We start from the raw sequence: 13,619 nt of genomic DNA, 5'->3' as shown, positions 1-13,619 counted from the left end.
CTGAATCAAAGCGCGTCGCTTAGCCGATTACAGAGCTCAGAGGCTGTATCCATTCTGCAATTCAGGTTGGCATAGTCTGATTCCGCGTTCCTCCCCTCGCATTCCTTGAGATCAGTCCATTCGTGGAAGTAATCCTCGGCACTGCTCCCCGGAAAATTTGCTTTCGTGCCATCGGCAGACCAATAGAACACTTCGTCTCCCATGGCCACCGCCACCAGCGAGTTGGCTTCCAGACCGGGGACGATTTGAGTGGTGGAGTCCCGGATGATCTTGCCTGTACGCAGATCGGTAATCGTATAAAACGCATCCCCGGACGCCAGCAGGAACCAGCGATATGGGTCAGTCCAGTACCAGCGCTCGCCTCCCCGGAAATTGTATTCGGTGAGCGCGCAGGTGCCTGCGGGATTGACTGAGATGGAGATGGGCGGATAGTGTGGCCGGACCAGCGTGCTGTATTTGCGCAGGGTGCCGTAGCAGAGCAACAGCACTATGGCCGCTGCAAGGAGATAGTTCATCGGGCGCGCCATTACGCCTCACTCATCTGAGGTCGGTGGGCCGCAAATTGATGGACGCGGTGGGGAAAGATGTAGCGTAATCGAGCCACGAGGCTCTTGGATTTGTCCGGGATTCTGTCTTTCACTGGGGTGTTTCTCATCTTGCACGCTCCTCGCTTTCAACAATGAGCGCGCATTCTCCCCAGCAGGCGTTGGCTCTTCCACGCCAACACCCAAAACTCCACCCCGCATTCGAAATGCTTCGACCACCCCTTGCCCACGAAGCAATCAGTTGTGCAAGCCATCAAAAAAATCGCCCCCTGCCAAACTGCGCAGGGGGCGACTTCACCGCAAAAAGAAACCGGGTATCAACCCTGCGAACGCAACCCCGTCGCCTTGATGCGCGATTCCAGCACGCGGCCCTTGCGTGCGCGCTTGCCCACGTGCGCCAGCAGCTTCTCGCCGCTCAAGGCAATCTCCTTGGGCTTGCTCATGTTGCCGGTGCCATGGACCACGACACCCTTCTGGCTGATGGCCTGGGCGGCGACCAGCTTCTCGTTCTTTTCCAGCTCCATCAGGTTCACGCCACGGCCACCGGAAGACAGCGTCTTCATCTCATCGAGGCCAAACACCAGCAGGCGGCCATTGGCCGAGACGCAGGCCACGGCGCTGGCATCGGCCGCCACCGGCGTCGGTGCCAGCGGCAGCGCACCTTCATCGAGCGTGAAGAAGCTCTTGCCGCCCTTGACGCGGCCAAACATGTCGGACGCCTTGGCAATGAAACCGGCCGCCGCATCAGAGGCCAGCAACAGCGTGGTATCGGCCGGACCCGCAAAGTAATGCTGGATGCTGCTGCCGCTGGCCAGTTCGATCAGCGTGGTCACAGGCACACCATCGCCACGCGCGTTGGGCAGCGCGTTCACCGCAATCGTGTAGACCCGGCCGTTGGAGCCGAAGGCCAGCAGGTTGTCCACGGTGCGGCATTCAAATGCGCCATACAGGCTGTCACCGGCCTTGAAGGTGAACTGCGTCGCATCGTGGCCATGGCCGGTGCGCGCGCGCACCCAGCCCTTCTGAGAAATGATCACCGTCACCGGCTCATCGATCACCTTCTGCTCGAAGGTGGCGCGCTCGGCTTCTTCGATGATGGTGCGGCGGGCATCGCCGTAGGTCTTGGCGTCGCCTTCGATTTCCTTGATGACCAGACGCTTCATCGAGGACGGATTGTCCAGCAGGTCCTGCAGCGTGGTCTTCTCGCTGCGCAGTTCGGCCAGTTCCTGCTGGATCTTGATGGCTTCCAGTCGCGCCAATTGGCGCAGGCGGATTTCCAGAATGTCTTCGGCCTGGCGGTCGGAGAGCTTGAAGGCGTCCATCAGGGCCGGCTTCGGTTCGTCCGATTCACGGATGATCTTGATGACCTTGTCGATGTTCAACAGCACCGCTTCCCGGCCTTCCAGGATGTGGATGCGGTCGTTGACCTTCTGCATGCGGAACTGCGTACGGCGCGTCACCGTCTCGAAGCGGAAGCTGATCCACTCGGTGAGGATGTCAGTCAGGTTCTTCTGGCGCGGACGGCCATCGCCGCCGATCATCACCAGGTTCAGCGAGGCACTGGTCTCCAGCGAGGTCTGCGCCAGCAGCGTGTTCATGAACTCGGTCTGGTCCTGGTTCTTGGACTTCGGCTCGAACACCAGGCGCACCGGCGCTTCGCGGCCGGACTCGTCGCGCACTGCATCGAGCAGGCCCAGGATGGCCGCCTTCTGCGCCTGCTGTTCGGGCGTCAGCGACTTCTTGCCCAGCTTCAGCTTGGGGTTGGTCAGTTCTTCGATTTCTTCCAGCACGCGCTGCGAGGAAACGCCCGGCGGCAGTTCGGTGATGACCGCCTGCCACTGGCCGCGCGCCAGGTCTTCGATCTTCCAGCGTGCGCGCACCTTCAGGCTGCCACGGCCGCTCTGGTACATCTCGGCGATGGTCGACTTCGGGGTGATGATCTGGCCGCCACCGGGGAAGTCCGGGCCGGGGATCAGTTCCATCAGCTCGGCGTGCGTGATCTTGGGATTGCGGATCATCGCCACGGCCGCCTTGGCCACTTCGGTCAGGTTGTGCGAGGGGATTTCAGTGGCCATGCCCACGGCAATGCCGGAGGCACCGTTCAACAGCAGGAAGGGCAGGCGCGCCGGCAGGAGGCGCGGCTCTTCGGTGGAGCCATCGTAGTTGGGCTGGAAATCCACCGTGCCCATATCGATTTCATCGAGCAGCAATTTGCTGATGGGCGTCAGGCGTGCTTCGGTGTAGCGCATCGCCGCTGCGCCATCGCCATCGCGCGAACCGAAGTTGCCGTGGCCGTCGATCAAGGGATAGCGCAGCGAAAAATCCTGCGCCATGCGCACCAGGGCGTCATACACCGACTGGTCGCCGTGCGGGTGCAGCTTGCCCAGCACGTCGCCGACCACGGCGGCGGACTTGCGCGGTTTGGCCGCCGAGTTCAGCGACAGTTCGTTCATCGCATAGAGGATGCGGCGCTGTACCGGCTTCTGGCCGTCGGCGACATCAGGCAGGGCGCGGCCCTTGACCACCGAGATCGCGTAATCGAGATAGGCGCGTTCGGCGAAGGTGGACAGCGTCAGCGATTCGCCATCGGGCGCAGCCGGGGCTTGGTCAAAGAGGGTCGGTTGATCGGTCATGGAGCTTGTCTTGTTGTGTTCGTATTGACTGGGTTAATCGTTGATGGCGGGCTCGCGCGGGGGCAGCGTCACCTTCAGGCGCGCATTGCCGCTGGCATTGGCGTTGCCGCGCTCGCCTGCGGCCAGGCGCAGTGCGCCGGCGGGCCGGTACAGTTCATAGAACCGCGACACCAGCCGCACATAGCCCTGTGTCTCGGGATAGGGCGGGATCTTGTTGCCATACTTCTGCACCGCGCCTTCCCCGGCGTTGTAGGAGGCAATGGCCAGTTCCACGTGCTGCGGGAACATCGCCATCAGATCGCGCAGGTAGCGCGCGGCCAGGCGGATGTTGATCTTCGGATCGGTCAGCTTCTGGTGCAGCGTCTTGCGACGATCCCCCTGCAGGCCGTAGCGCTCGGCGGTGTCGGGCAGGATCTGCATCAGGCCGACCGCGCCTTTGCTCGAGACGGCCGTGGCATTGAAGCCGGATTCGGCCGTCATCACCGCCTTCAGCAGCGCCGCATCCAGGCCGAATTCGCCGGCCGCTTCGGTGAGCAGGTCGTCGTACTTGCGCGCATCGCGATGAGCCAGCATGGTCCGCACGAAAGGCGGATCGGCCGGGGTCACCGCTTCCTTGCTGCCGGGATGGTTGAGCAGCGTTGCACTGCTGGCCATGAGCTTGTCCGGGTCGTCCAGGGTCTGGGCATAGAAGTGCACCGCGCCATCGGCATCGGTGTACCGGTACACAATGGTCTTGGACTTCTTTGAAGCGGCAGCCGTACCGGTACTGTCCCGGCCACTGTCCGCTGCTTCCACCCGCATGTGCTGTACACCATCGGCATCGGTGTACCGGACCACTTGCTGCGACTGTACCGGTCCGGCACAGAGCAGCGCCGCCGCGCCCAGGAGGGCGGCGAGAGCGCTGGTGTGCAGGAACGCGGGGCGGCGCATGTCAGATGTCCGCTTCGGCTTCGTTGCCGTGCTCTTCGATCCAGGCGCGGCGGGACGCCGCTTCGCCCTTGCCCATGAGCATGTTGAAACGCTCTTCGGAGGTCTGCACGCCAGGCTCGCCGAAGCTGATCGGCAGCAGGCGGCGCGTGTCCGGGTTCATGGTGGTTTCCCACAGCTGCTCGGCATTCATCTCGCCCAGGCCTTTGAAGCGGGAAATGCTCCAGGCACCTTCCTTCAGGCCATCCTTGCGCAGCTTGTCTTCGATGGCTTCAAGTTCGCCATCGTCCAGCGCATAGAGCTTCTGCACCGGCTTCTTGCCGCGTGCAGGGGCATCGACCCGATAGAGCGGCGGGCGCGCCACGCAGATGTGGCCGTTCTCGATCAGCTTGGGGAAGTGACGGAAGAACAGCGTCAGCAGCAATACCTGGATGTGCGAGCCGTCCACGTCCGCGTCCGAGAGGATGCAGATCTTGCCGTAACGCAGGCCGGAGAGATCGGGCGTGTCGTTGATGCCATGCGGATCGACGCCGATGGCCACGGCGATATCGTGGATTTCATTGTTGGCGAAGAGGCGGTCGCGCTCGGTTTCCCAGGCGTTCAGGACCTTGCCGCGCAAGGGCAGGATGGCCTGGAATTCCTTGTCGCGGCCCATCTTGGCGGAGCCGCCGGCGGAGTCGCCCTCCACCAGGAAAATTTCATTGCGCGTCACATCCGAGGATTCGCAATCGGTCAGCTTGCCCGGCAGCACGGCCACGCCTGAAGATTTCTTCTTTTCGACCTTTTGCGCCGAGCGCAGGCGGCTTTGGGCCTGCTTGATGACCAGCTCGGCCAGCTTCTTGCCGTATTCCACGTGCTGGTTCAGCCACAGCTCCAGCGCCGGACGCGAGTAACCGGCGACCAGTCGCACGGCATCGCGCGAGTTCAGGCGTTCCTTGATCTGGCCCTGGAATTGCGGATCCAGCACCTTGGCCGAGAGCACGAAGGAGACGCGCGCAAACACGTCCTCGGCCAGGAGTTTGACGCCCTTGGGCAGCAGCGAATGCATTTCCGCAAAACTCTTGACCGCCGAGAACAGGCCTTCGCGCAGGCCCGATTCGTGGGTGCCGCCGTTGGAGGTGGGGATCAGGTTGACGTAGGACTCGCGCACCACGGCACCTTCTTCGGTCCAGGCCACCACCCAGGAGGCGCCTTCGCCCTCGGCGAAGCCTTCGGCATCCTTGCCGGCGAACTGTTCGCCTTCGAACAGCGGGATCAACGTTTCGCCGCTGCCGGTCTGCGCCAGTTGCTCCATCAGGTAGCCGCGCAGGCCTTGATCGTACTGCCAGTTCTGGGTGTCGCCGGTTTTGGCGTTGATCAGCGTGACCTTCACGCCTGGCAGCAGCACCGCCTTGGAACGCAGCAGGCGCTGCAGCTCGCCCAGCGGAATGGTGGCCGAGTCGAAATACTTGGCGTCCGGCCAGACGGTCACGCGGGTGCCGGACTTCTTGTCCTCGCGAGTGGCGGGGCGCGACTTCAGTTTCTCGATGACGTCGCCGCCCGAGAAGGCCAGCGTGTGCACGCTGCCTTCGCGCCAGACCGTGATTTCCAGGCGCGTGGCCAGCGCATTGGTGACCGAGACGCCCACGCCGTGCAGGCCGCCCGAGAAGGCATAGGCACCGCCGGAACCCTTGTCGAACTTGCCGCCCGCATGCAGGCGGGTGAAGACGATCTCGACGGTGGGGACTTTTTCTTCCGGGTGCAGGCCGACCGGGATGCCGCGGCCATCGTCTTCCACGCTGACGCTGCCGTCGGCGTTGATGGTGACGATGATGCTCTTGCCGTAGCCGCCCAGCGCTTCGTCAGAGGCGTTGTCGATCACTTCCTGGAGGATGTGCAGCGGATTCTCGGTGCGCGTGTACATGCCCGGACGCTGCTTGACCGGCTCCAGTCCCTTGAGGACACGGATCGATGATTCACTGTAATCGGACGGGGTTGTTTTTTTGGTTGCCATGCAGATGAGTGGTCGTGGCTGATGCCGGAGGGTTGTTGTCTGTTCGTCCAGCGCAGCGGCCCGCCAAGGGGCCATCTTGCGCTGCAAAAGCGCATTCTAATGAAAATTCCGTGGATTCGGCGTCTGGCAAGGCGGATTGTTCCCTACCGGGCAGGACATGTCGGTAACAGCATGTAAATGCGGCTAAAAGCGCGCACAAAAAAGGCTTGCGCGCACGCAAGCCTTGTCAGTGGAGCAAATCTCTGGATCAGGCGGCCAGCAGTCCTTCCACCGCCAGGGCGATCGACAGCAGGCGCTTGTCCTCGCCGCCGGCCGCCGCCAGCGACAGCCCGACCGGGGCAGTGCCGGGCGCATGGCAGGGCAGGGAGACGGCGCAGCCATCGAGGAAGTTGATCAGCGTCGGGTTGCGCAGGATCTTGCCGTTTGCGGCGTAATAGGCATCGTCGCTGGCTTGCAGCTCGGCAATACGCGGCGCGACGATGGGTACGGTCGGCATCACCAGCGCATCGTAACCGGCCAGTTGCGCCTGCACTTCGGCGATCCAGCGCGGGCGGGCGTGCAGCACGTCGAGCAGGTCGGCGGCGCTCATGTCCTTGCCGCGCAGGATGCGCGAAACCACGCGCTGGTCATAGCCGCCGGCGTTCTCGGCGATCAGGGCGCGGTGCCAGGCGTAGGCTTCGGCAGCGGTGAAGCCGCCCTTGGCATTGATGGCGGCCAGGGCGTTGAAGGCCGGCACTTCGGCTTCGACGATGACGGCACCGGCGGCGCGGAGTTTGTCCAGCGCGGCGCGATAGGCCTTGCCGACGGTCTCGTCCATGGCGTCCAGTACCACATTGGTCGGGGCCAGCAGGCGCAGGCCGCGCAGCGGATGGGCGACTACGGACACATAGGCTTCACCGGCCAGTACAGCGTCCATGATGGCGCAGCATTCTACCGATACAGCCAGCGGGCCAATCGAGTCCAGGTAAGCGGACAGTGGCAGTACACCTTGCATGGACACCCGTGCGGCCGTGGGCTTGAATCCGGTCAGGCCGTTCAGTGCCGAGGGGATGCGCACGGATCCGCCGGTATCGGACCCGACCGCGGCGAAGGCCATGCCATCGGTCACCGAGATGGCCGCGCCGGAAGAAGAACCGCCGGGAATGCGGCCGCCTTCGACATTGCGCTCCCAGGTGTTTTGCGGCGTGCCGTAATGCGGATTGATGCCCAGGCCCGAGTAGGCGAACTCGGTCATGTTGGTCTTGCCGATGACGATGGCACCGGCCTTGAGCAGGTTCTGCACCACCGCCGCATGTTCGGTGGCAGCGGGCTTGCCGCGCAGGACGACGGAGCCGGCCAGCGTGGTTTCGCCGGCGACATCAAACAGATCCTTGACCGAGACCGGTACACCTTCCAGCGGCGAGCGACACAGTTTGGCCGCGCGCAGGGTATCGGAAGCGCGTGCGGCGGCGCGCGCCTGCTCGGCGTAGACGCTGGTGAAGACGCGCGCGCCTTCGCCCGCCGGATCGGCGATGCGGGCCAGGGCTTGTTCGGTCAGTTGCAGGGAAGTGATGCGGCCGGCATCGAGGTCGGCGGCCAGTTGGGAGAGTGTGCTCGGCATGATGAGGGAGTCGGTGTGGTCGGAGGACAAATTCGCAGATGCGCAAGTATCGCATTGCCTGGCGCATCCAACAAAGGCGCATGGGCGGCCAGCTTGGGCCGCCCCGTGGAATCAGGCCACCTCGGCCAGCGACTCGGCCACGTAATGGTGGCGCAGGGCGCGTTGGCGGCGCGGGTCGAACAGTTCCATCGTGAAGGATGCCGCAGGACGGATGCCGCCGATGGCACCCACGGTGCCGCAGGTCATGCCGCAGCCCTCGGGCAGGGTGGCGCCGCCTTGCGTGAAGCGCGCGATCAGGTCGCCGGGCGTACGCAGCGAGGCCAGCGTACCTTCCTGGTAGAGCTTGGTGGCACCGTCTTCCTCGATCCAGGAGCGGATCACCAGTTCATCCCAGTACTCGGCCACGTCCGACAGCTTCCACGCGCTGCTGCCCACGGGCTTGACGCAGGCCTGCTTGGAGAAGGCCACGCTGTGCGCTTCCAGCTTGCGGTCGGTGTGGTCGGAGGCAATCGAGACATACAGCTCGTCGCCGCTGTTGAAGACGAAGGTCTCCACTTCACCGGACGACGCCTCGCCCAGCACCTGCACCTGCGCGGCCTGAGAGAGCTGGTTGGCCGAGACGCGATAGAACAGCGGTACCGCGCTGGGACGCGAGATGCCCAGCGCTTCCAGTTCTTCGATGTGATGCTCGATGGCCGCCATGTCGCGGCCGGCCCAGCCGGCGATGACCAGGGTGTCGATGTCGGCCTGGAGGGTGGATTGATCGGGGAGGGTAAAGGTCAGCTTCATGAGTATTTATTCCAACAGGTTGAATCAATGGTTGAAGCGCTATGCACTTCTTCTTCCGTTCGGACTGAGTAGCTGCGCAGCAGCGTATCGAAGGCGCTACGGCAGCCACGCCTTCGATACGATCCTTCGGATCTACTCAGTTCGAACGGAAGGGGGGAACGGAATAGGAAAAGTCAGAAGAGCATTTGATTTGCCTTCAATGCTTCTTGACGAACACCACCACCAGGAAGCTGGCGAGGAATTCGAGCGCGGCCACGAAATACAGGCCGGAGGAGAGCGACCCGGTGCTGGTCTTCAACGCGCCGATCATGTAAGGGGCCACGAAGCCAGCCAGGTTGCCGATGGAGTTGATGAGGGCGATGCCGCCAGCGGCTGCCGTGCCGGCCAGGAAGGCGCCGGGAATCGACCAGAACACCGGGAAGGCCGCCAGGATGCCGATGGCCGCCAGCGTCAGCGAACACAGGGCCAGCGTCGCATTGCCCAGCGTCATGCCGGTGGCGATCAAGCCGATGCAGGCGATGAGCGTGGCGATGGCGCTGTGCAGGCGGCGCTCGCCGGTCTTGTCGGAGTGGAAGCCGTTCCACACCATGGCCAGCGTGCCGGCCACGAAGGGGATGGCCGAGATCAGGCCGATCTGCAGGTTACCCTTGACGCCGATTTCCTTGATGATGGACGGTGCCCAGAAGGCGATGGTGGCATTGCCGCTGACCACGCAGAAATACACGGCGGCGCAGATCCAGACGCGGTAGTTGGCACAGGCATCCTTGAAGGAGAAATGCTTGCCCGGTGCGCTGTTCTCGGCGGCCAGCACTTGCGTGACGGCGGTTTTTTCAGCATCGCTCAGCCACTTGGCATTGGCCGGTTTTTCCGGCAGCCAGGCCAGCACGGCGAAGCCCGCCAGGATCGACGGAATGCCCTCGATGATGAAGAGCCATTGCCAGTTGGCCAGATGGCCCACGCCTTCCATGCTGCTCATGATGAGCCCGGCAATGGGGCCACCGACTGCGCCGGCGATGGCAAAGGAGGTCATGAAGAGGCCATTGACGCGGGCACGGCGCTTGGCCGGGAACCAGTAAGTCAGATACAGCACTACGCCGGGGAAGAAGCCTGCTTCGAAGATGCCCAGCAGGAAGCGCAGCACATAGAAACTGGTCGGCGTGGTGACGTAGGCCATGGCCATCGAGGCCAGGCCCCACAGGATGGTGATGCGCGCCAGCGTCTTGCGGGCGCCGATCTTTTCCAGCAGCAGGTTGCTTGGCACTTCAAAAAGGAAATAGCCGATGAAGAAAATACCCGCGCCCAGGCCATACACCGCCTCCGAGAACTGCAGGTCCTGCAGCATCTGCAGCTTGGCGAAGCCGACATTGACGCGGTCGATCCAGGCCAGCACGAACAGGAAGACCAGGAAGGGAATCAGGCGCCAGGCGATCTTGCCGTAGGTCGCCTCGAGGCTGGCACTGCTGCTGGCCGGGGGCACCGCGGTGGCCGCAGCGGATGGGGAATACGACATGGAAAACCTCCTCAAGTGTGGCCGGCGTCCGTGTGACGGCGCCGTGTTGTGTTCTGCATGGATGGGATGGGAGCGGCGGCAAGCACTGCAGGGCCGGGCATGTTCCGGTGCCAGCCCGAAGGCGCCGGTCTGAATTCAGTATGGGGATGCAGGGCGGGCGCTGTCCAACAAGAAAATCTGAACGGCCTTGATTGAAAAATCTTATGAGCAAAAGCAGGGCGCTGTTTGCTTCAGGATGGTGCTGTTCATGCGTGCCCGCGCATCGGCGCGCCGGGCAGCGTGCAGGCGGGAGGGCGGGCTATCTCAGCCGAGCGGGGCGGGCAGCCGCGCGATCTCCTGGCCCCAATTGAGTGCGAAGTCGGACGCCGTTTCCTGCGCGATGCGCGCCACGGTTTCGGTCAGCGGATTCTCATGGTCCGAGCGGAAGCAGGCGATCAGTGCCAGTGCCGGGAACTCGGTATCCACGCGCAGCAGGTGCAGGCTCTCTTCGTTGAGTTCGCGCTGGATGATGGCCGGCGGCACCGCCGTGATGCCGAAGCCATCCGTGGCCAGCCGGATCATGGTGGCCACCGAGGCGATGCAGTTGATGTGCAATGTGCGCTCACCCCGCTCGCTGCCCGAGAACAAGCGCTCGATGACTGCATGCGGCCCCGAATTGCGGGCGAAGCTGATGATGGGGAAGGCCGCCAGGTCCGCCAGCGACAGCGTCTCGCTGCCGATGTCGAGCTTGGGGCTGCCGACCCAGCGCATGGGGAATTCGCACAGCGCGATATTGCTGACCTGCGGCCCGATCACCGGTTCGGCCTGCAGCACCAGGTCCAGGTTGCTCTTGCTGAACTGCTCGTGCAGGTGGATGGTGGTGTCGCTGACGATCTCGATCTGCAGGCGCGGAAAGGCCTTGTGAAGGCGTCCGAGAAAATCCGGAAACCAGCTGTGCACGATGGATTCGATCACCCCGATGCGAATGACGCCGGCAAACACTTCGCGGTCGGACATGTCGTCCTTCATCTCGCGCATGAGCTTGACCATGCGCTCGGCATACACCAGCGCCTTGCTGCCATCGGCGGTCAGCGCCACCTCGCGCGCGCTGCGGTCGAACAGGCGCACGCCGAAATCCTGTTCGAGCGAAGCGATGCGGCTGGAGACAGCCGCCTGCGTGGTGTGCAGCCGCTCGGCCGTGAGCCGGAAATTGCGCAAGCGGGCCAGCCAGACGAAGGTTTCTAGGAAGCGGATATTCATGAGCGGGCAGGGCGGAGTGAAGGGGCGTATTTTATCGCCTTCAGGTCGTGATCCAGGCCGTCATTTTTGGTGCACTGCGCAATGAATCTTCGTTCATCTGGCGCACATCTGGTGCATTTCATGCGGGCTATCGCGTGCTTCTGGTGCGTTATAAGGATATTCGGTTTTTGAAAGTATTTTTTCTTTACTCGCCGCGAAAATGAAAATATATTTACATTTTTTTCGGCGGGACGGATGCAAATGACAAGTCCTGCGCGATGATAAATACGCCCGCATCAGCGGGCGCAACAGCACAAGAACATTGCAAGAACAGTGGTGGCAGGGCGCTCTGCAAATGAAATAAATGATTTAAACGATTTATTTTTTTTGCGTTTTTTTGCAGGGGGCAGTGAATTCAATGACGACGGGGTAGCGGGCGGTGACACAACAGCCGAAGAACATCAGTTTGCAGGGAGCCGGTGCGGTAGCACAGGCCGTGGGCAAGCTGTATCCGCAATTGTCCAAGTCGCACCGCAAGACCGCGGACTACGTGCTGGGCAACCCCTTCCGCGCCGCCACCATGACCATCGACGAACTGTCGGAAGCGGCCGGCATTTCGGTGGCCACCGCCAACCGCTTCGCCCATGCGCTGGGCTTCGACGGTTATGCCTCGTTCCGTGCTGCGCTGGTCTCGGATTTCGCGACCACCCTGGCGCCCGTGGAAAAACTGCGCGAGCAGGTGCAGCGCACCGCCACCAGCGCCGAGATCATGGCCGCCGCCTTCGATAGCGACATCGCCAACATCGAGGCCACGCGCCGCATGCTCACGCCGGAACACTGCGAGCAGGCGGTCGACATGATCCTCTCGGCGCAGCGCATCTTCATCACCGGCTTCGGTGCCTCGGCCTATCTCTCCGGCCTGATGGCCCACACGCTGGAACCCTATGTGCGCACCGTCAGTTCGGTGGCCATGGCAGGCGGCCCCTCGCAGGCGGCACGCCAGTTCTTCAAGCTCGACAGCGATGACCTGGTGATTGCGATGGTTTTCCCGCGCTATGCGGCTGACACCGTCTGGCTCACCCAGCGTGCAGTGGAGAAGGGCGCACGTGTGATTGCACTCACCGATACCCCGGGATCGCCGCTGGTGCCGCTGGCCGATGTCGCCTTGTATGCCCAGACTGATGGCCGTCTCGCGCCCACTTCCGATGCGGCCGCACTGATCCTGATCCAGGCCCTGTGCGATGCCGTGGCGCATCGCGCACGCCGCTCGGTGCAGGCCGCCACGCAAATGGCTGAATTCGTGCTGCCTTGGCTGTACCTGGCCCAGCAGCAACAGCGCGCCGGCACCACGCCGGTCGGCAAGCCCGCGCGGGCGGCCGCCAAGCGCGCCCCAACCAAAGGAAAGACCAACGCATGACCACTCCGGTAATTGCCATCCACGGCGGCGCAGGCACCATCACGCGCGCTTCGCTTTCGGCCGAGGACGAGGCTCGCTATCACCAGGCGCTGTCCGACATCGTCGCCGCCGCCCAGGCCGTGCTCAATGCCGGCGGCTCGGCACTGGAAGCCGTCACCGAAGCCGTGCGCCTGCTGGAAGACTGCCCGCTCTTCAATGCCGGCCATGGTGCCGTCTACACCAGCGAAGGCAAGCATGAGCTGGACGCCTGTGTCATGAATGGGGCCGATCTCGCCTCCGGTGCGGTGGCCTGTGTGACCAAGCTGCGCAATCCCATCCTGGCCGCGCGCACGGTGATGGAAAAGAGTGAACACGTGCTGCTGGTCGGCCCTGCCGCCGAAGCCTTCGCCGCGCGCCACGGTGCGGTCACGGTCGAGCCCGCTTACTTCCATACCGATGCCCGCCACGAACAATGGCAGCGCGTACGCGGCCAGTCGCGCGCGATGCTGGACCACGATGCCTCTTCCTTCGCCTTCGCGGAGAAAGCCGCCGAGCCCAAGGAACCCATCGATCCGGACAACAAGTTCGGCACCGTCGGTGCCGTCGCACTGGACCAGTTCGGCAACCTCGCTGCGGCCACCTCGACCGGCGGCATCACCAACAAGCAGCCTGGCCGCGTAGGCGATTCGCCCATCATCGGCGCCGGCTGCTATGCCAACAACGCCACCGTGGCCGTGTCGGCCACCGGCACCGGCGAAGCCTTCATGCGCACCGCCGCCTGCTACGACATCGGCGCGCGCATGGCCTATGCCGGCCAGTCGCTGGAAGAAGCCAGCCGCGCCGTGGTCTTCGAGACCCTGCCCAAGGTGGGCGGACGCGGTGGCGTCATCGCCATCGACCGCCACGGCAACCTGGCCTTGCCCTTCAATACCGAAGGCATGTATCGCGCCTGGGGCTGTGGCGAACTGGCCCCGGTCACCGCCATTTACGCAGCACCGGCCTGAAGCG

At 63.5% G+C, this 13,619-nt stretch carries 10 protein-coding genes; 2 read left to right on the top strand and 8 right to left on the bottom strand.

Annotated features, from left to right (window positions below; translation table 11 throughout):
• Window positions 1-5: 5 nt before the first annotated feature.
• The 8 genes from ACWHXP_RS10805 to ACWHXP_RS10770 all read right to left on the bottom strand — a co-directional run bounded on the left by ACWHXP_RS10805 (window position 6) and on the right by ACWHXP_RS10770 (window position 11,236).
• Window positions 6-515 carry a hypothetical protein gene (locus ACWHXP_RS10805; protein WP_489633871.1) on the bottom strand — a complete coding sequence of 170 codons (510 nt, stop codon included), beginning with the start codon at window positions 513-515 and terminating at the stop codon, window positions 6-8.
• Between the two features lie 347 nt (window positions 516-862).
• The gene (gene parC, locus ACWHXP_RS10800; RefSeq protein ID WP_489633872.1) at window positions 863-3,178 is read right to left on the bottom strand and encodes a DNA topoisomerase IV subunit A; all 2,316 of its coding nucleotides are present in this window, start codon (window positions 3,176-3,178) and stop codon (window positions 863-865) included.
• 33 nt (window positions 3,179-3,211) lie between these two features.
• Window positions 3,212-4,108 carry a lytic transglycosylase domain-containing protein gene (locus tag ACWHXP_RS10795; RefSeq protein WP_489633873.1) on the bottom strand — a complete coding sequence of 299 codons (897 nt, stop codon included), beginning with the start codon at window positions 4,106-4,108 and terminating at the stop codon, window positions 3,212-3,214.
• Window position 4,109: 1 nt separating this feature from the next.
• Window positions 4,110-6,098: a DNA topoisomerase IV subunit B gene (locus ACWHXP_RS10790; protein WP_489633874.1), complete on the bottom strand. Its 1,989-nt coding sequence runs from the start codon at window positions 6,096-6,098 to the stop codon at window positions 4,110-4,112.
• 247 nt (window positions 6,099-6,345) lie between these two features.
• Complete coding sequence (locus ACWHXP_RS10785) at window positions 6,346-7,698, bottom strand: amidase (RefSeq protein ID WP_489633875.1); 1,353 nt, start codon at window positions 7,696-7,698, stop codon at window positions 6,346-6,348.
• Between the two features lie 111 nt (window positions 7,699-7,809).
• On the bottom strand, window positions 7,810-8,487 hold the full coding sequence (locus ACWHXP_RS10780; protein WP_489633876.1) for a DUF2848 domain-containing protein: 678 nt from the start codon (window positions 8,485-8,487) through the stop codon (window positions 7,810-7,812).
• Window positions 8,488-8,683: 196 nt separating this feature from the next.
• Complete coding sequence (locus tag ACWHXP_RS10775) at window positions 8,684-9,997, bottom strand: MFS transporter (RefSeq protein WP_489625254.1); 1,314 nt, start codon at window positions 9,995-9,997, stop codon at window positions 8,684-8,686.
• Window positions 9,998-10,300: 303 nt separating this feature from the next.
• Window positions 10,301-11,236 (bottom strand): LysR family transcriptional regulator, encoded by a 936-nt coding sequence (locus ACWHXP_RS10770; RefSeq protein ID WP_039786540.1) that lies wholly within the window; start codon window positions 11,234-11,236, stop codon window positions 10,301-10,303.
• A 418-nt stretch (window positions 11,237-11,654) separates the two neighbouring features.
• Here ACWHXP_RS10770 and ACWHXP_RS10765 point away from each other — a divergent pair, with 418 nt between their 5' ends.
• The gene (locus tag ACWHXP_RS10765; RefSeq protein ID WP_121039338.1) at window positions 11,655-12,632 is read left to right on the top strand and encodes a MurR/RpiR family transcriptional regulator; all 978 of its coding nucleotides are present in this window, start codon (window positions 11,655-11,657) and stop codon (window positions 12,630-12,632) included.
• Window positions 12,629-13,615 (top strand): isoaspartyl peptidase/L-asparaginase family protein, encoded by a 987-nt coding sequence (locus ACWHXP_RS10760; protein ID WP_489633877.1) that lies wholly within the window; start codon window positions 12,629-12,631, stop codon window positions 13,613-13,615. The genes ACWHXP_RS10765 and ACWHXP_RS10760 overlap by 4 nt, the downstream gene beginning before the upstream one ends.
• Window positions 13,616-13,619 lie beyond the last annotated feature (4 nt).

The organism is Herbaspirillum sp. Her2, assembly GCF_057961375.1.
This window is presented reverse-complemented; position numbering and strand designations above follow the sequence as displayed.